Here is a 19,222-nt window from a genome sequence, read left to right on the forward strand (position 1 = left end):
AATATTTTAATATATCTTTATTCCACGTATCTCTTTGTTCTAAATCTTGAACCAAGGTAGCTTACATATTTTCAAATAAATTTCTTCTAACTGGAAAGAAGATGCGTGTTTCGGATTGTGTTAGCTATTTGTACTCATAATTGCGCAACTCCTACGAGACATTTACGGTAGAGACATCTAAAACTGAACGACTGAAGATGCGCCAGTATATAAAAGTTTATTATCTCCGTGTTAAACTATAAATAGATGAATTAGGAGTAATCGTTCGGGAACTATTCAATGAAAACACTACATATTGATCGAAGTCGATGGAATTTGGTTAAGAGGTGTATTATTGAATACATATATGTGAATTAAAGTTAATATCAAAACAGATAATCTGCAAGTATTACATAGAAAACAAAATAATAGGGTGGTGCTTCCATGACTGGTATGGGCTATCGGACGATAAAGACTGCTGTAGGAGCAGGGCTGGCAATGTGGATTGCGAGTTTATTGGATTTGGAATTTGCAACATTTGCAGCAATTATTGTTATTATGTGTATTGAGAAAACGAAAAAAAAGACATTAATTACTATTAAGGATAAATTCTTTGCCTCCCTTTTATCTTTGCTGCTTGGTTCATTGATATTCGAGGTATTAGGTTATCATCCCATTGTCTTTTCTTTATTTATTTTGTTATTTGTTCCAATCCTCGTAAGAGCTCACATTCAGGGTGGTTTTGTCACAAGTATGGTTGTCGTATTACATGTTTATACGGTAAAGAATGCTGACTGGACAATGTTTCTGAACGAGCTATACATTATTTTCATCGGGATGGGAATTGCTGTTCTCGTCAATAGTTTCATGCCAAATTTCAAACGAGATATTGAGGTTTTTAAAAAGGAGATTGAAAAACGGTTTGAAATTATACTTTATGAATTCTCTGCCCATTTAAGGGATAATATGCGGAACTGGGATGGGAAGGAAATACTTGAAGTAGAAGATTTAATCAATCAATCCAAAAGCCTTGCCAATCAAGATGTAGAAAATCAACTATTGCGAAAACAAAATATAGATTATTATTATTTGGAAATGAGAGAGGATCAACTAGAACTTCTAAAGCATATGATGAAAATCATTGCTATTTTCTCTTCCTTTAGCCTAGACATCAAACAGAAAGAAATGTTCGCAGAATTCTTGGAGGATTTAAGTAGGAACGTTCACTCGGGAGATACAACGAACATTTCAATAAATAAGTTAGATGAATTAAATGCCATAATCCGCGAGATGGAGTTACCGAAGACAAGAGAAGAATTTGAAGTAAGGGCGAATCTATTTTATTTGACTTATGAAATGAAAAACTACTTAAACATAAAGAAAAAGCTTTTTGCTCAAAGAAATTAAAGATGGAAAAAACCAACCTTTGATATTTATAAGGTTGGTTTATGGATTTGCTATCAGGTATTTATCCCCTTTATAATATGATTCTAATGAATTGTCACAAACTAATAGGAAAAATAAAAGAACAACTACAATCAGTTGTCCTTCGTTAGTATTCAATGTTTAGCTTTTAACAAATGTACATTACTGGGAGGCAAAGTTCAATTGCCTTCCATTTCTTGTTTGAAGATAATCCCATCCTCATCTGGGATTAAGTCGATAGTTGAGTCAACTTCTAATATGTTTGCTATCGTCTTGGGAACGTGTAGCGTGCAACTTGATCGTTTTAAGTGATCAAATCTTAATTCATGTTCTGGTTTAAATGAAATATCTTCGGGCTCTTTAACAATTTGTCCTTCTGAGAAAAGAACTTGTACATCGCTTTTTGTTAAATGTGGATACTTTTCTAAAATGTGTTTTTCTGTTGTTTCTGAAATCTCTATCTCCATATCAACGTCCACTTCCTTTTCCCTAACACCTTTAGTTTATCACACCTAACAACCATCCAATCCATTTAGCAAAATACAAAGAACTTGTCTGTCGCATTTTCCATTTACTGAATACACATTAAATGCACTATTGAATCGAAATTGACTGCTCTCTCGTCACTTTCTCCCAATCGTTGAGTTCCTGTATACATTTAAAAAGAACGCCCGGGTGGACGTTCTTTTGATTACTTATTTATTATTAATATAGTCCATGCCTTGAGCTGTTATTGCTAAAACAAGGTTTTCTGATCCTTGCCCACTATCTATGGCATAACCCTGTTCGATAAGGTATTCAATAGCATGTTTGCTACTAGCATCAGCATTAACCATTGCTTTAGGTAATGTATAACTTCCGCCATTATTAGCAAAATGATAATCATAGAGACTTTGTAACAAAATATCCGATAACTTTTTTATTTCTTCGTTAATCATAAATAATCCCTCCTCAATAATCAATATACAACACAAGTTTAAAAATTTCTTTCTTTATGCTTTTGACAAATCAAGTATATTGCATTTAATCAAAATACCATTATTGATAGGAGGTGAAAGTTGAAAATGGATAGGCCAAATTTACAATAGTTCGTTAAAAACAACAACTAATATAACCCAGTACCACTTAATTGTAGCAAAGTAGTAACTATATACTTTTTACCAAGTTCATAGTCACCAAAGTTCTGTTCATTGTAGATGCAACCTCTCTCTCTAAAAAAGGTATACCATTTACCTTCTTCCTCAAAATAATGGAAACCCTCATCTAGAGAATACTTACTCGCTGAATCACTATGTGGCAGACCGTGGACTGAAATATATTCATATACCTCTTCATAGCTAACAGTAAAAACTTTAGAGTATTTATGATTTCTCATATTTGGAACACCCAGTGTTTTACAAGCAAAGTCTAATGGATTTCCATAGAGAAGTGTCTCTATTTGTTTTTCTTTATCTATCAAACTGTCCCCTCCTTATTTAAATTCCATTTTATATCTATTTTTCATTCTACATTTAAAATACTTCATTTATAAGTATGTTCAAAAGATGGTCATATTCTATACCAAAGAATTTGATAAGTATAAAAACATATTTTGCCCCGAAAATAGTGATAGAATCATATATACAAAGACTATGAGAGAAATTTAGGTACTGCTTGCATTGTTCTAAATGCAAAAATGCTCGACATCCGTCTTATATATGTAGAAATAGCCCTAAAATGTTCATAAGTAATGAAGAAAAAGAGATAATATAATGGAATTTTGCTAAGCAATTAGGTTATATTAGTTCAAGTGGGTAAACAAGGAGCTAACAAATACAATGAACAAAAAATCACAAAAGACGTTATGGGCTCAAGTAGTTAAAACAGGAATTATCAAGTCCAATCTAATTCCAATGGTTGCTGGATTAATGCTCGCATTATATACATATCAGTATAGCTTTACAGATAATATTTGGAATGTAGTGTTTGCATTTTTAGGTACAGCAGCTGTAATTGCTGCGGCAGGTTCATTCAATAACATTTACGACCGCGATATTGATGCCATTATGGCACGGACTAAGGTTCGTCCAACTGTAACAGGTGAAATATCGATTAAGAAAGTTTTGATCGTTGCTATTTTATTATTAGTAATCGGATTAATTTTATTATATATAGCTTCTCCGTTAGCATCTTTACTAGGGTTCTTAGGGGTGTTTTTCTACGTAGTCCCTTATACAATGTGGACAAAACGTCATACTATTTGGAATACGGAAGTTGGTAGTATTTCAGGAGCTATGCCTCCTTTAATCGGTTGGGCAGCAGTCGGTCCTGATATTTGGCATCCAGCTTGTTGGGCGTTATTTTTAATAATGGTCATATGGCAAATGCCACACTTTTACTCTATAGCCATTCGCAAGAAAGCAGATTACGCTGCAGCAAAAATACCGATGCTCCCTGTTGTCATGGGGAAAAAACGCACATATATTCAAACAAATTTCTATTTAATTTTATTAGTGCTATCTAGCTTTTTATTTTTACCACTAAGCTTAGGTCTAACCTTAGTGTCACTTGCTCTAGGCTTATTTTGGTTAGGGTTGAGCCTATTCGGCACACGCAAAATGGATATAAAAGATTGGGCAAATAAAATGTTCAAATTCTCTTTAGTGCACATGATTGTTATTTATTTTACGGTAATAATATACTCTACAATCGGCCTTATTTTACAGGCACTTTAATGATAAAATTAGCCATAATAAATGAAGTTTAATATTAATTTCTTTAGTTGTATGAACTACCAAAAGACTTGCACCGTAATGGGCAAGTCTTTTTTTTCTTTCTTCTTATTCACTGGTATCATCGACTACTTTATTAATTCTTTCAAGCATTGTTGGATGAGAATATCGAAACCATTTTACTAGGAGTGGAGGATTCACTTCATTTAATCCAGCTATGGTTAGTTTTTGAAAAGTGCTCACAGCAGCACTTGGTTCTGCCACTAACTCGATTGCGTAATCATCAGCTCTTGTTTCTTCATACCTGGAAATGTAATTTGTTAACGGACTTGAAGCGAATGATAGAACGGATGTAATTAGTAAAAACAGTGGAAACGAATGAATAGCGTGTATCTGTTTTATTTTTAAGCGACTTCCGAAACGAGCGATAATCCAAGGCATTAGTTTTGCTATTAACCATAATCCTAAAATGGTCGTGAAAGTGTACACTACTATTCCAATATAAATATGTTTCTCTACATAATGGCCCATTTCATGTGCCATTACGAAAAGAATTTCACCCTCTGTTAGCTGATTTAATGTCGTATCCCATAATACGATTCTTGAATTACTCCCGATTCCCGTTACATAAGCGTTCAGAGCATTTGTCTTTTCTGCCATATTCACTTCATATACATGGTTGGCAGGAATATTTGCTTGCTCAGCTAATGTGAGAATTTTTGTTTCTAATCCTTTATCCGTTAACGGATAGAAATCATTATATAATGGATCGATTACTACTGGTTGAATGAACATCATGAATATAGAGAACGGTATCATTAAGAGGCAAGCATTTATCCACCATTTCTTTGTGTTTTTATAGATAAGCCAATACAAAACCGTTACAATCACAACAGTCATACCATAGTTGACCCAAAAATCGATGAGAATATCTCGCATCCAAGAAGAAAAATTTTGGTTGCTGATTCCGTAGTTTTTACTTAAATAATACCTATAATAGTCCAATGGAAATAACACGATGAATATAAACAAGGACAACAAGAATAAATATACTGCTTTTTTAATAATTCCCCATTTTACTTTAATGAGTAGCGAGTTTTCAAACGCTTGAGAAAGGCCAGAAGCTAATATGAAAATGTAAACTAGCCACTCAAAAGGAGTCGCGACAAAAAAGAGGAAATTCTTTATTTTTGAATATTCCTCACTCAGGTATACTTCTTGCTCCGACATAAAAGTATGCGGATCTGCGACTGTCCCCTGCAAGGATTCAGGTATACCTCCACTATTGCTATGAAAAATATATACATACATCACTAATATATATACTCCAAATAACAAAAGAGCGGAAATTCCGTATTTTTTTACCAAGACCATTCATCTCCATTCACACTTACTTACATTAAGTGTAAGCAGAAAAAATGAAATATAGAACTTCAACGAACCAATACGTTTTTCACCTTAAAATTAAAGAACTTATCATTTTGAATAACTCCAACTATACGGAGCACATTAAACTCTAGGAGGTGACTTAACTTTGTCAAACAAAAGCAAACCAAACTTTAAGAAAAAAGAACCAAATTCACGAAGCGATAATCGAGAAGAATTTTCAGGAGAATTATCTTCAAACGAAGCCAAAAGTAAAAATGAAAAACAAAATAACCAAAAGAACAGATAAAAATCATTAATTGGTGTTCTAGGCTCACTTGACTTTTAAGTGCAGACTAAAGATGACGCAACTTTTGAGTCTGCGTCATCCTTTCTGTTTTTATTTATCCGATTTTAGGAGTTCCTCATACAATTTTATATATTGTAGAGAAGACGCTGACCAGCTAAAATCCAAACCCATTGCGCGTTCTATCAGGTTGTTCCACTTTGTAGGTTGGAAGCGAAATAGGCCTACTGCACGTTCAATTGTATGTAACAATTCATGGGCATTATAATTAGCAAAGCTGAATCCAGTTCCTTCTTCAGTTATTTCATTGTAAGGAATTACTGTATCCTTCAGCCCACCTGTTTCACGGACGAGCGGCAAGGTTCCGTATCGAAAGGCGAGTAATTGCCCTATTCCGCATGGCTCAAATTGGGATGGCATTAGAAATATATCTGAACCAGCATAAATTTGTCGAGCCAATGATTCGTCAAAAAACAGATTAGCTGACACCCTATCAGGATAAATGTCTTCAAAATATCTGAACGATTCTTCATACTGATGATCTCCAGTGCCTAGTAAAACAAACTGAACATCCAAACCGATGATTTCATGAAAGACATGTAAAATCAAATCTATCCCTTTCTGGTCAACTAATCTAGTAACCATTGATATGATCGGAGTATTAGCTTGGATAGGTAGGCCGAGTGTTTCCTGTAAATGTTTTTTATTTGCTGCCTTTCCCTTAGAATCATCGAATGGAAGCAATAAACTTCCATCACTTTTAGGATTATAGCAGTCATTGTCTATTCCATTTATGATTCCTTGCAGATTATCACCTCTTTTACGTAAAAACCCGTCCAGTTTTTCTCCATAGTAGGAAGACTGTATTTCAGATGCATAGGTTGGACTTACAGTCGTTAGGCAGTCTGCAAAAGCTAGTCCTCCCTTGAGATAACTAATACTCCCATAAAACTCTAAGGCATCTATACGGTAATATTGGTCGTCAAGATCCAATAAATCAGACAGAACTGATTTAGGATATACCCCTTGGTAGCGTAAATTGTGAATGGTAAATACAGTTTTTAATCCCTGATAGTATGGGTTGTTGTTATAATTGGCTTTCAATTGGACAGGTATCAATCCTGTTTGCCAGTCATGGCAATGTATTATATTCGGGCGCTCTTCTAAAAAAGGTATAGCTTCTAGTACAGCCCGAGAGAAGAATGCAAACCGTTCACCATCATCTCTAAATCCATAGCTACCATGTCTTTTAAAATAGTATTCGTTATCCAGAAAATATACGGTTATTCCCTGATAGTGAATTTTCTCTATACCACAAAATTGACGTCTCCATCCTACAGGTACTTCAATACTTTTAATCCATTGCATTTGTTCTTTAAACTGTAATGGGAGATCATCGTATTTAGGCAATATTATGCTAACATTGACGCCCTGTTCTTTTAAAGAATGGGGTAAAGCACCAATCACATCGCCTAACCCCCCTGTCTTTATAAATGGAGCGCACTCTGAGGCTGCAAATAACACATTCATGTAAGTGGACCTCCCGTTTAAACTACTACTTCTTTTTTGATAACAACCGGCTTATTTATCGCTGTGATTTTCTGATTTTTAGTGATAATTACTTGTTTATCCGTAATTACGTTTTCTATACGTGCTCCCTCTTCAATATCCCCTTTTTGCATAATGATACTATTTTTCACCACCGCTCCCTTTTTAACCTTTACTCCACGAAAAATAATACTATTTTCCACAGTGCCTTCGATAATACATCCATTGGCGATTAATGAGTTAGATACCTTGGAGGAATTCGTAAATTCGGCAGGAGCTTCGTGTTTGATCTTGGTGAAAACTTCCCATGAATCATAGAAAAAGTGTCGAAGAATTTCTGGGTTAAGAAACTCCATATTACTAGCATGGTATGTTTCTAGGGAGTGAATAAATGGCATATAACCTGTGTATTGATACCCTTGCACTTTAAGATTTATCAAGTTAGCTTTCACAATATCTTTTAAAAAATCATATTCATCGTATTCTATGCAATTCTTTATTAAATCTATTAAAAGTTGTTTCTTAATCACATATGTTTCTAAACATATATGGTCACCTTTCTTCGGTGCTGTAAAAAAGTTTATATCACGAACTGCACCGTCTGTGTCCAGTGAACACTGATGATAAATGGGCCTTTTAACTGCCCCCCCATCATAATCCTTATACAGAACCGTAATATCTGCTTTATTGCTTTCATGTTTTTTTAACACATCATTAAAGTCAATTTTACAAATATGGTGACCGGGTGCAATAATTACAGTATCTGCAGTTGCTCGTTGAAAAAATTCTAAATGATCATAGAACTGTTGTAAGTCGCCTTTAATCTTTTCATCTGGATGAATGGACGGAAGTATAAATAGACCTTGTGAGCGGTGATCCAAATCCCATTCCTTTCCGGAGCCAAGATGATCCATCAATGACCGATATTTATCTTTGGTGAAAATAGCAACTTTACTTATCGAGACGTTCATAAAGTTGGACATTGTAAAGTCAATCATTCGGTAGCGTCCACCAAAAGGTAAGGAAGCTAAACAACGGTGATGGGTCAATTCTTTTAATATAGGTCTTTCATTTACAAGATTAATAACACCTAAGACATTCCTCATTAAAAATACCTCCTAATATAAAGCTTGCAGCAAAGCACTTTCCGAAGATATTTGTTGATTTTCTCCTATTAATATAAGTCCTTTTTTCGTGTCAGAGATTATTGCCCCATCTTCTATAACTGTACCGCTACCGATTATTGCTTTTTCTATTATTACATTATTTCCAATTTTTACATTTGGCATAATAACCGAATTCTTTACATTTGAGCCACTTCCAACTTGAACATTATATGACAGAACAGAATGGTCGACATTCCCAAATACTAAACAGCCTTCATTCACTAAGGATTGGGTTACATTCGCATCTTCTGATATATATTGTGGAGGGTGGTTAGCGTTTCCTGCGTAAATTTGCCAGTTTGGATCTCCTAACTTAAAATTTGATGGTTCTTCCAATAGATCCATATGTGCCTCCCACAAGCTTTCAATCGTCCCGACATCTTTCCAGTAGTCTTTAAATCGGTACGCTTGTAGTTTTGCTTCATTCTTCAGCATTTTTGGTATAATATCTTTTCCAAAGTCATTAGAAGAGCTAATATCCTCTTCGTCTTCTGTTAAATATTGTTTAAGATGGTTCCAATTAAATATATATACACCCATGGAGGCTAGGTTACTTTTTGGATTTTGTGGTTTTTCATCGAATTGTATAATTTGATCAGTTTCGTTGGTATTCATAATACCAAAGCGATTTGCTTCTGCCCAAGGTACCTCTATGACAGCAATGGTCGCATGTGCATCATTTTCCATATGATCTTCAAGCATTTTATTATAATCCATCTTATAAATATGATCCCCCGAAATTACAAGTACATATTCCGGATCATTATGATCGATAAAGTGAAAATTTTGGTACACAGCATTAGCCGTACCTTTATACCATTCACCGCCATCTTTCCCTTGATAAGGTGGAAGCATAGAAACCCCACCGTTATTACGGTCCAGATCCCATGGCCGTCCGTTTCCAATATATGAATTTAAAATATGCGGCCGATATTGAGTAAGTATGCCGACGGTATCGATACCCGAATGTGTACAGTTACTTAACGTAAAATCGATAATTCGGTATTTCCCTCCAAATGGTACTGCGGGTTTAGCTAAGTCACTCGTCAATTCCCCGAGCCTCGAACCTTGACCTCCTGCTAAAAGCATTGCAATCCACTTTTTAGATGCCATTTAGATGGTCTCCCCTTTTTCTAGTTTTTGTTTCTTTCATGAATATCGCCATTCCTAATGGTGGTACAGTTATTTCTAGGCTATAAGGTTGATTGTTACGAGGAAATGGATTAGTGCTCCTAATAGTAGAATTCAACTGTCCCGAACCACCAAATGATGCAGCATCACTACTAAATGCTTCATAATAATTACCTTTAGTAGGAACTCCTATTTGATAATTGTGGTAAACCTCGGTTGAAAAATTACAAACTATAATGCAGTAATCACCCTTACGTTTTCCTTTTCTCATAAACGTAATCACACTTTGTTCCGTATTGTCTGCATCGATCCACTGAAATCCGGCTTGCTCATGATCCAGCCGCCAAAGGGAAGTGGTTTTTTGATAAAATTTATTTAACTCTTTATAGTAATTAAAAAAACTAGAGTGAGCGTCAAAATCTAACAGCATCCAATCCATCTCCTGCTGATATTTCCATTCGTCAAATTGACCAAATTCACTACCCATAAATAAAAGCTTTTTGCCGGGATGCGTAAACAAATAGCCAAATAAAAGGCGTAAGTTCGCAAATTTTTGCCAGTAATCCCCGGGCATTTTATTTAGTAATGACTTTTTGCCGTGAACCATTTCATCATGCGAAAATGGAAGAACAAAGTTTTCCGAAAATGCATATAAAAAGGAAAAGGTTAATAAGTGATGATGCTTCGGTCGTTCATTCACATCCAGCTTCATATATTTGAGTACATCATTAGACCAGCCCATATTCCATTTGTAGTTAAACCCAAGACCCCCTAGACTTGTAGGACTTGTTACAAGTGGCCATTCCGTAGCTTCCTCCGCCATCATAAGTGCGCCAGGAAATCTCCGGAAAATGATTTCATTTAGCTTTTTTAGAAATTCAATTGCTTCGAGATTCTCTCCTCCACCATACTGATTCTTCAACTCTACAGGAAGAGGATTATCATGATTTAAATAAATCATGGATGAAACTGCATCAATCCGAAATCCATCTACATGATAGACATCCATCCAAAATATGGCGTTTGAAATGAGAAAGCTGACGACTTCGGGTTTACTATAGTCAAAGCTATATGTTCCCCAGATAGGTCTCTCTGCTCGCATGGGATCTGCTGATTCGAACAGAGGCGTCCCATCAAATCTTCCAAGTCCATGGATATCCTTACAAAAATGCGCTGGCACCCAATCAAGAATCACACCAAGCCCTTGTTGATGGCATTGATCTATAAAATACATTAATTGCTCAGGCGTCCCATATCTGCTAGTCGCTGAATAATAACCAGTAATTTGGTAACCCCATGAACCATCGTAAGGATGCTCCATAACAGGCATTAACTCAATATGGGTAAATCCATTATCGATTGCATACTCAATTAGTTCGTCAGCAAATTCTTGATAACTATAAAACTCACCATCTTCTTTTTGTTTCCAGGAAGCCAAATGAACTTCATAAATAGCCATCGGTTTATGATACATATCTTTCTTTACTCGCTGAGTCATCCATTTCTGATCTGACCATTCAAATGCATTTAAATTGTAGATAATAGAAGCTGTTTCTGGTCGAAGCTGCGTATAAAAAGCATAAGGATCTGCTTTTAATACTTTTTGTCCGTCTGGACCTGTAACCTCATACTTATAAATATCTCCTTGTGCTAAGTCGGGAACAAATAGCACCCAGATTCCAGATTGATCCAAACGTTCCAATCGATGCATTGTACCAATCCAATTGTTAAAATTACCTACAACCGATACCTTTTTAGCATTCGGTGCCCAAACTGCAAAACGAACTCCTTGCACTTCGTTCTCTTCAATTAGATGAGCTCCAAGCATCTTATAGCTTTCATACAATGTTCCTTCATGAAAAAGGTATACATCAAAATCACTTGGGAGTCGCCGGTGATCCAACTTCATAATCTCTACCATTTAAACACCTCTTTCAATCTATGATTCTTTTCATTCAAATACCAGTTCTCCCCTAAATTATTCGCCATTAATCTTTAAACACCTTTTAATATTTCACTATTTCCAATAATATATAAATTTCGACAAAATAAAAAATCCTCCATGCACTGAAGGACTTTTACTAATATATTTTGTTCTGTAAATATTAATAACGATAATACACTAAAGTGCATTGACCAGAGATTAGCTATTAGCTGTCCTCCCTTTTGGGGTAGAAGATGCATCAATCATACGATTTAAAAATAAGTAGGAAAGTGAGACAGACCAAGCAAGTGGAGTGTTACCATTTGGAACATTTTTACCACCAATATATAACTCAGGAACTTCCCAATTTTCTGGGATAATTCGCTCTGTTTTACTAATATATTCGAAAGCTTTGTCATACATACCTAGCTCCAAATAACATAGTCCGAGCCAAGGTAGTCCAAAGCACCATTCTGCTTCGCTGCCTTCGTTATAATACTGATCATTGTGATAACGAATACAGCCATGTGTGCGTTCAAGTTTTTCAGAAACCATTTCAACTATTTTAAGAGCAGTTTTCCTTTCAACTATACGATATGGATAGATTATTGAAAGCAGGGATAAATCTGTTTCTTTCGTTTCACTTTCTCTAGGTAAAAGAAAACGCAACGTCTCTTCACCTTTTTGAATTAGTTCATCCTTTACGTTTACTAACATTTTCACAGAACGTAATCCAGCAACACAAGCTCCTACACTTGAGGCATGAAGTTCCATATTCTCTTCCCACATACCATTATCCTTTGCCTGCCAGTATTGAAGACACTCTAAATAATCGACCAGCTTCTGAACAATAGCGATATCTTTCTCATCACGAATAACTTTATGACCATGGCTCACCCCTACTCCCACACCCCATAAAAATGCTCCAATTGCATCATTTTGAGCGTGACCCCATTCTTGGTTCAATTCCTCTAAATCTGTAGAATAGCGTGAGTGGATATATTCAAAAAGGTAGACTGGTTTTTGTTCTCTATGGATGTCTATTTTCCATTCATAGGTTTTAAATAGATCAAATAACGCATAATATGCTTTTTCATACCGATCAGATTGGCTTTGTAAAAAAGGCAAAACTGTGTATACAATATCACGTATCCAGACATAATTGTAGTCTTGCGAAACACTGGCAGTATAGGCTCCATTCGGTAAACGCATCCGATCTAAAACTTCCATAGCATTGTTGACTTTCATATACGAGACCTCCTTTAATAATATCTATACAGTGATTGTTAACCAATTTCTTTTATTCTAGACAATTTAAACAAAGACGAAAGTGCTTTCATTAAAACATTTAATAATTATATATTATGCAAAATTTTTTAATTGGAAAAGCAACAGTACCTAGTCTTTAAAAATCTTTATTTTCTTAGTTACAAATTTCAGATTCTACTATGCGTTTAGTATCCAATGCTACTACTACCCAAGATTTTAATTTGTAAATCAGCATTTGGGATTTAGTTAACTTTATAAAATAATAAAAAAAACATAACGAGGTCCTTTAGGGATTCGTCATGTTTCGTTTGCTGTTAAAGTTGGTCAACGGCTTCCTTGAATATTTCATATGAACGTTTTCTAGCTTCCTGGTCATAAACATATGTAACAGCCATCAATTCATTTACATGGTATATTTCTAAGAATGGTTTTAATTGCTCAGTTATTGTATTTCGACTGCCTTTAAAAGTATAAGTCGACATTGCACGTACTGCATTTTCCTCTAAATGATTCCACACACCATTCAAGCTTTCCACTGGCGGCTGTAATAAGCTCTTTTTACCAGACACCACATTTAAATAAAATCGATCACTAGTAGTAGAAAGTAGTTTCGCTTCTTCATCAGTTTCTGCTCCTATTACATTTACACAAACAATCACATAAGGTTCAGATAAATACTCTGAAGGAACAAACTGATTTCGGTAAATTTGTATTGCATGTTCCAACTGCTGAGGAGCAAAATGTGCAGCAAATGCATACGGTAGTCCTAAACGAGCAGCTAATTGTGCACTTGAAGTACTTGAACCTAGAATATATATTGGTACATTGGCACCGACTCCCGGAAATGCGCGAACAGTTCCTTGGTTATCTAGCGATTTAAAGTAATTTTGCAATTCTACCACGTCCTGTGGAAAAGAAAAAGCAGTTTCCTGTGTAGTCCTGCGGAGTGCACGAGCTGTTTGCATGTCTGTACCAGGTGCACGACCAAGTCCTAAATCTAGTCTATTTGGATAGATATTTTCCAGTGTCCCAAACTGCTCTGCAACTACAAGAGGTGCATGATTTGGTAACATAATTCCACCTGATCCTACTTTAATCGTTTCGGTATTTTCCAACACATGGCCGATTAGAATGGAAGTTGCTGAACTAACAACATTCGGTGAATTATGATGTTCTGTTAGCCAGTATCGACTGTAACCGATCTTTTCTACGTGTTGCGCTAGGCTAACCATATCCTTAAAAGCCTCTTTGTTTGTTTGGCCTTCCTTTACTGCCACTAAATCCAAAACTGATACAGGAACAGGTTGAAGTCTCTTATTCATATATTTACTTCCCTTCATTATATAACGTCTCCATTAGATAATAGAATCAAGTTACTATTACTTCAAGGTATCTGCTTGATAAGACTTATAAACTATTTGTATAGAAGACATACAACAACCCCATCTAAGTAAAAGGATGGGGTTGGCTCTATACAATTATAGGTTGTTATGTCACCGTATTTAAATACTACATTTCTCTTAATGTTCCTTAGATAAATCGAGAAAATCTTTCACTCGTTGCATATATTCATCTGCGTCATAGGAGAAGTATAGCTGACTAGCTAGTCTAACAGGATCACCGAAGAAGAAACGTTCGTATAACGTTTGCCGAGTACCAAAAGAACTCATTGTTAAATCCCACGCTAAGCGGAAAAGTTGTACACGATCCTCACCCGTATTTTCATGAGATTGTAAGTAATGATTTAATTCATTTCCTACAGGTGATTGAAAAGTATTTCCTGTTGGAATAGACATTAATCCACTGGCACCTAATAGTTGAATAATTTCTGTAAAACGTGGATATACGCGAGGATATACATTCATAGCAATTTGTAATGTCGACCGATCTGGCTGCATCCATCCACCTTTGTCTATTTTGGCTTCTACTTCTGATTTAATCACTAGTGCTTTCATCGTTTCCAACGCAATAATTATTTCAGAGACTTTTTCTTGCACATGTTGGTATTCCCCAATATTAATAGTTTCAATAATAGAGTGGACTATTCCTAATATGAATTCGGTTTTCACAATTTGCCTAGATACTACTTGATGAAGTGTAAAAGGCAAGAAAGAATTCGATCTCATAAAAATATTGGTGATAGGAACATTATCATAAAAAAATACACGTTCCCAAGGCACTAATACGTTATCAAATACAACAATACTATCCATTTCTTCAAACCTTGAACTTAATGGATAGTTAAAAGACGAATCACCTCCAACAAATGATTCTCTACATATGAACCTTAACCCTGTTGTATTACTAGGTATTGAAAATGCGAAACCATTTCCATCTTCTTCCTTCCCGTTTGCAGAGATAACTAAAAGCTCATCCGTTATTCCACCTTGTGTCGCAAGAAGTCGAGCCCCTTTTATAATAATTCCATGCTCGTTTTTATCTACAATTTTTGCAGCAATTGGCTCTTTCGAACGTTCTATATACAGTTGAGTCCGATTTACTTGTGGCTCTATAAATGTATGAGTCATAGAAATATCTTTTTCTCTTGCGTATTCATAAAATGATTGTAGGTTTTCTGGGAAACAGTTTTTTTGATCCTGCAAAAGGTGCACAGATGAAGCTAGAGCCATTAAAACTGTGTTCATATAATCTGGACTTCTCCCCATTAACCCGTTGTTACTTCTAGCCCATTGCTGAATCATTGTGCGTCTTGTTACTAAATCTTCCTTCGTCTTTGGCTGTAAATATGAAATACCAACCCTATTTTTAGTTGTTGGAGATAGATACGTTAAAATATCCTTTAAGTCTTGATGATGCTGAAGTTCATATAATGCAGCCTGACTCTTAATAATTCCTTTAAACGCAGGATGCTCCGAAATGTTACCTGTTACACGTTTCCCCTCAATCCAAATATCCGTTTTTAGCTGATCAATCCGTTCAATATACTGTCTCCCCGTTATAGCCGGCATACGCTCACCCCTACTGTATTAGGTTGTTCATAGCACTATATTATTCTACAGAAGCTGAGGTGTGACGGATCAGTTCTGAAAGATAAAAGGATAATATCAATTGGCCTGTCTCCACTTATAAAAAAGGAAATCCTCATACTTCCTATTTAAATCTATCCTCTTCTTCTTTTACTGTGCAATTCATCCTAAAAAAATTATTGTTTAGTGGAATAAATTTCCTTATATATGAATATACTTCACCTAGAAGAAGGAAGTGAGGTCTATTAAATACTTAATTCTTATATTTGTTATTTGTTTATATGGCTGTAGCGAGCAAAATACAAATCCCCCGAGTCAAGACTCTGTTGAAAATCAATTGATACAAGTATCCAAAGAGGATTTCTCAACGGAAGACATACCAAAATATGATTATTATGCAAAACAAGGTTGGACTCTAACATTTCAAGATGAGTTTGATGATTTAGAAGTGTCGAGTAAGAAATGGAACAAACTAAATTCAGGTTATAAGGATCATGGTCGTAAGCATCATTATTTACCGGAACAAGTTTCTAGCTCCTCAGGCACTTTAAAATTACAAGTTGGTAATAAACCATTTCAAAGTTATCCCTACCGTTCAGGTGCAGTAACTACTCAAGGACTCCACGAACAGCTTTATGGAAAATTTGAGATACGTGCAAAACTACCAGTGGGACAAGGGTTATTACCTGCGATTTGGCTACTACCAACAAACCATGCTGCCTTTCCCGAAATCGATATAGTGGAGATGTTGGGTCAACTTCCTAACGAAATTTGGCATGTCGGTCATTCAGGACCAGGTAAACGTGAATATCAAGTTACCAATATAAATGGAAGTCAATGGCATTTATATACGCTAGATTGGACTAAAGAGGAAATAATTTTTTCGATCGATGAAATTGAAAGATTCAGGATCAAGAATTTTGCCCATACAAGCATGTACTTATTAATGAACGTTACAGTCGGCGGGGTTTGGGTTGGGGACCCAGACAAAGAAACGAAATTCCCCTCATATATGGAAGTAGATTACGTCCGAATTTATTCAAAAAATAATTAATATTAGAAAGTTGGAACAAATTGAGTTATTGGTCTTTTTTATTTACGGCAATCTTCGTACTTTATCTCTTATTACAATTAAAATATATATATAGATCCTTAAAAGTTAAAAAAGCACCCTACATTTCAAATAAAGAGAAAAAAATTACTGTGTTAATCCCTGCATTTAATGAGGGGCTCGTTCTCTTACAATGTCTAGAAAGTTGGAAAAGGTTAAACTACGATAACAAAGAAGCTATATTTATAAATGATGGGTCAACCGATAATACGATGAATGTTTTACATGAGCTACTTGATCTATTAATAGTAGAAAAAGAAATAACCTTAGATAATTCATCCATAAATTTTTCTAGACTCTTTCAAAGTAAAAATTTCCCACAAATTTACGTAATCGATCAACTAAACGGTGGTAAGTCGGCTGCCCTTAATGCCGGTATCTCCATTGCAACTGGAGAAATTGTAATTACCCTTGATGCCGACTCCATATTAGAAAGTGATAGTCTTACTAGAATTAATGAATCATTCTCTGATCCAAAAGTGATTGCTGCTGGTGGTATGGTACAAGTGGGACAAGTAATAAATAGAAGAGGTAATAATTTTTACGGGAAAAATTGGATTATCAAGTATCAATTATCTGGTTATTTATCTTCTTTTTATGTACGGAAAGTAACACAAGCAAAGTTAAATGTATTAGGAGTGGTATCTGGGGCATTCGGAGCTTTTCGTCTATCTATCCTACAACAAATTGGAGGTTTTAAAGATACGCTAGGAGAGGATATGGAAATTACTTTTAGACTTCATAAATTTATTCATGAGCGGAAACTCGGTGAAAAGATGATATTTGTTCCTGAGGCAGTTTGCTATACAGAAGTACCTGAAGATTTCAAATCTCTATTACATCAGCGAGTTCGTTGGCAAAAAGGTTTTCTAGATTGTATTAATCTATATAAAAAAGATTTTTTTACCAAACTAAGTAAAAGGTTCTCCTTTTTTTTATTATTCGAATCCATTGTACTTAGCATTTTAGGGATAATCACAATTTTTATATTACCAATTACCTTATATTTAGGGAATATATCTCCATTTACCATTGTATTGCTTATTACTGCATGGTCTAGTGAATTCATTTTAAGATTAGTAGCGGTTCAACGCGCTGGACATTTTGGGTATACCTTTTCTTCTAAGCAGTGGTTAAAAATTATATTATTTACTATTTGGGAATCTGTAACTTATCGCTTGCTGGATACCTTTTTCTTCTTCTATGGATCCATCCTTTATATTTTCGGTAATCGCCATAATTGGCACAAACTCCAAAGAAACGGATCTGTTATCTACTCCGAATTAGAAGCTGTAAGATGACCTATCATCATTAAACCCGAATGGCCCTAAAGGGGTTTCCATTCGGGTTCTTTTTTATTTAAAGCGTCCCACCAGATCCACCATCAATATTAACAGATGTTCCCGTTACATAAGACGCGGCATCTGACACTAAAAAAGTAATGACATTTGCTGCTTCTACTGTTTCACCAATTCGCTGAAGTGGAATCGTTGGACCAACCACATTTTTAGAATATTCTTCCCAAGTAAGTTCTGGAGCTTCTTTTTTCCACTTCAATTCGATTTGATGGCTTCTAATAAGGCCAATACATACTGTATTAACTCGGATATTATCTTTTCCCAAATCTTTGCTCATCGCTTTAGTCAATGCCATTCCAGCTGCTCGACTAACAGTTGTTGGCAGCGAACTAGCAGGAGGTGTTTTTCCTAATACTGCTGTTACGTTTACAATTGCTCCCCCACCCACTTTTCTCATATAGGGTATTGTAGCTTTTGACGTATGTATAGCTCCAAATAATTTTAAATCTAAATCTGTTTGCCACAAATCTGTTTCTACTGATTCAAAAGGGTTTGCAGAAGAAGTACCAGCATTATTAACTAAAATATCAATACGTCCATAATGATCTACTGTTTTTTGAATAATTTCTTTGCATGCTTCTTCTTTGGTAATATCCGCAGGAACAATAAGTACTTGTGCTCCTGTTTCACTTTTAATAAATGCCGCAGCCTCTTTTAATTGTTCTTCTCCTCGAGCACAAAGAGTTACCTTAGCTCCTTCTTGCACTAATTGTAAAGCTGTTTGTAAACCTATCCCTTTACTTGAGCCCGTAACGATTGCTACTTTTCCAGCTAATCCTAATTCCATTATGTTGCCCCCTCTAATTCAAATCATGTTCTTCTTTCATTATATTACAATTTTATATTTTGTCAGAATTATTGCTCTCCTCATTAGGAATCAAAATAACGATAGAATGATTTCTTTTGAATGACACATTCTAAAGGAAAGGAGAAGTGATGAA

General features: G+C 35.3%; 17 protein-coding genes. 5 read left to right on the forward strand and 12 right to left on the reverse strand.

What is annotated here, in order from left to right; all coding sequences use genetic code 11:
• The first annotated feature begins 423 nt into the window (after positions 1-423).
• Positions 424-1,386 (forward strand): aromatic acid exporter family protein, encoded by a 963-nt coding sequence (locus BM260_RS03315; protein WP_093534965.1) that lies wholly within the window; start codon positions 424-426, stop codon positions 1,384-1,386.
• A 197-nt stretch (positions 1,387-1,583) separates the two neighbouring features.
• Here the strand turns inward: BM260_RS03315 and BM260_RS03320 are convergent, their stop codons facing one another.
• From BM260_RS03320 to BM260_RS03330, 3 genes are all read right to left on the reverse strand, one after another.
• A complete protein-coding gene (locus BM260_RS03320) occupies positions 1,584-1,871 on the reverse strand; it encodes a hypothetical protein (protein WP_093534967.1) in 288 nt (95 codons plus the stop codon).
• Between the two features lie 228 nt (positions 1,872-2,099).
• On the reverse strand, positions 2,100-2,342 hold the full coding sequence (locus BM260_RS03325) for a hypothetical protein (RefSeq protein WP_093534969.1): 243 nt from the start codon (positions 2,340-2,342) through the stop codon (positions 2,100-2,102).
• Positions 2,343-2,509: 167 nt separating this feature from the next.
• Positions 2,510-2,863, reverse strand: a complete 354-nt coding sequence (locus tag BM260_RS03330) for a hypothetical protein (RefSeq protein WP_093534971.1) — start codon at positions 2,861-2,863, stop codon at positions 2,510-2,512.
• Positions 2,864-3,221: 358 nt separating this feature from the next.
• Between BM260_RS03330 and cyoE the strand changes: the two genes are divergently transcribed.
• Entirely contained in the window at positions 3,222-4,118 is an 897-nt protein-coding gene (cyoE, locus tag BM260_RS03335) for a heme o synthase (RefSeq protein ID WP_093534973.1), read from the forward strand.
• Positions 4,119-4,223: 105 nt separating this feature from the next.
• On the opposite strand, the gene BM260_RS03340 is transcribed toward cyoE, so the two are convergent.
• Entirely contained in the window at positions 4,224-5,483 is a 1,260-nt protein-coding gene (locus tag BM260_RS03340; protein ID WP_093534975.1) for a M48 family metallopeptidase, read from the reverse strand.
• 166 nt (positions 5,484-5,649) lie between these two features.
• On the opposite strand from BM260_RS03340, the gene BM260_RS18365 reads away from it, so the two are divergent.
• Positions 5,650-5,790, forward strand: coding sequence for a hypothetical protein (locus BM260_RS18365; RefSeq protein ID WP_175496180.1), 141 nt, complete (start codon positions 5,650-5,652; stop codon positions 5,788-5,790).
• A 90-nt stretch (positions 5,791-5,880) separates the two neighbouring features.
• Here BM260_RS18365 and glgA read toward each other — a convergent pair whose 3' ends face one another.
• From glgA to hpaB, 7 genes are all read right to left on the reverse strand, one after another.
• The gene (gene glgA / locus BM260_RS03345) at positions 5,881-7,317 is read right to left on the reverse strand and encodes a glycogen synthase GlgA (RefSeq protein ID WP_093534977.1); all 1,437 of its coding nucleotides are present in this window, start codon (positions 7,315-7,317) and stop codon (positions 5,881-5,883) included.
• Positions 7,318-7,334: 17 nt separating this feature from the next.
• Complete coding sequence (gene glgD, locus BM260_RS03350) at positions 7,335-8,441, reverse strand: glucose-1-phosphate adenylyltransferase subunit GlgD (RefSeq protein WP_093534979.1); 1,107 nt, start codon at positions 8,439-8,441, stop codon at positions 7,335-7,337.
• A 12-nt stretch (positions 8,442-8,453) separates the two neighbouring features.
• Positions 8,454-9,614: a glucose-1-phosphate adenylyltransferase gene (locus BM260_RS03355; protein WP_093534981.1), complete on the reverse strand. Its 1,161-nt coding sequence runs from the start codon at positions 9,612-9,614 to the stop codon at positions 8,454-8,456.
• Complete coding sequence (glgB, locus tag BM260_RS03360; RefSeq protein ID WP_093534983.1) at positions 9,604-11,553, reverse strand: 1,4-alpha-glucan branching protein GlgB; 1,950 nt, start codon at positions 11,551-11,553, stop codon at positions 9,604-9,606. The genes BM260_RS03355 and glgB overlap by 11 nt, the downstream gene beginning before the upstream one ends.
• Before the next feature lie 222 nt (positions 11,554-11,775).
• Positions 11,776-12,804, reverse strand: a complete 1,029-nt coding sequence (locus tag BM260_RS03365; RefSeq protein WP_093534985.1) for a glycoside hydrolase family 15 protein — start codon at positions 12,802-12,804, stop codon at positions 11,776-11,778.
• A gap of 335 nt (positions 12,805-13,139) precedes the next feature.
• The gene (locus BM260_RS03370) at positions 13,140-14,147 is read right to left on the reverse strand and encodes an LLM class flavin-dependent oxidoreductase (protein WP_093535713.1); all 1,008 of its coding nucleotides are present in this window, start codon (positions 14,145-14,147) and stop codon (positions 13,140-13,142) included.
• Between the two features lie 198 nt (positions 14,148-14,345).
• Positions 14,346-15,794 carry a 4-hydroxyphenylacetate 3-monooxygenase, oxygenase component gene (gene hpaB, locus BM260_RS03375; RefSeq protein WP_093534987.1) on the reverse strand — a complete coding sequence of 483 codons (1,449 nt, stop codon included), beginning with the start codon at positions 15,792-15,794 and terminating at the stop codon, positions 14,346-14,348.
• Positions 15,795-16,149: 355 nt separating this feature from the next.
• Here hpaB and BM260_RS03380 point away from each other — a divergent pair, with 355 nt between their 5' ends.
• Both BM260_RS03380 and BM260_RS03385 read left to right on the forward strand, forming a co-directional pair.
• On the forward strand, positions 16,150-16,866 hold the full coding sequence (locus BM260_RS03380; RefSeq protein WP_175496181.1) for a glycoside hydrolase family 16 protein: 717 nt from the start codon (positions 16,150-16,152) through the stop codon (positions 16,864-16,866).
• A gap of 20 nt (positions 16,867-16,886) precedes the next feature.
• On the forward strand, positions 16,887-18,224 hold the full coding sequence (locus BM260_RS03385; protein WP_217646093.1) for a glycosyltransferase family 2 protein: 1,338 nt from the start codon (positions 16,887-16,889) through the stop codon (positions 18,222-18,224).
• Between the two features lie 58 nt (positions 18,225-18,282).
• Here the strand turns inward: BM260_RS03385 and BM260_RS03390 are convergent, their stop codons facing one another.
• Complete coding sequence (locus BM260_RS03390) at positions 18,283-19,068, reverse strand: SDR family NAD(P)-dependent oxidoreductase (RefSeq protein ID WP_093534993.1); 786 nt, start codon at positions 19,066-19,068, stop codon at positions 18,283-18,285.
• Positions 19,069-19,222 lie beyond the last annotated feature (154 nt).

It is taken from the genome of Psychrobacillus psychrotolerans (assembly GCF_900115805.1).
Taxonomy (GTDB): domain Bacteria; phylum Bacillota; class Bacilli; order Bacillales_A; family Planococcaceae; genus Psychrobacillus; species Psychrobacillus psychrotolerans.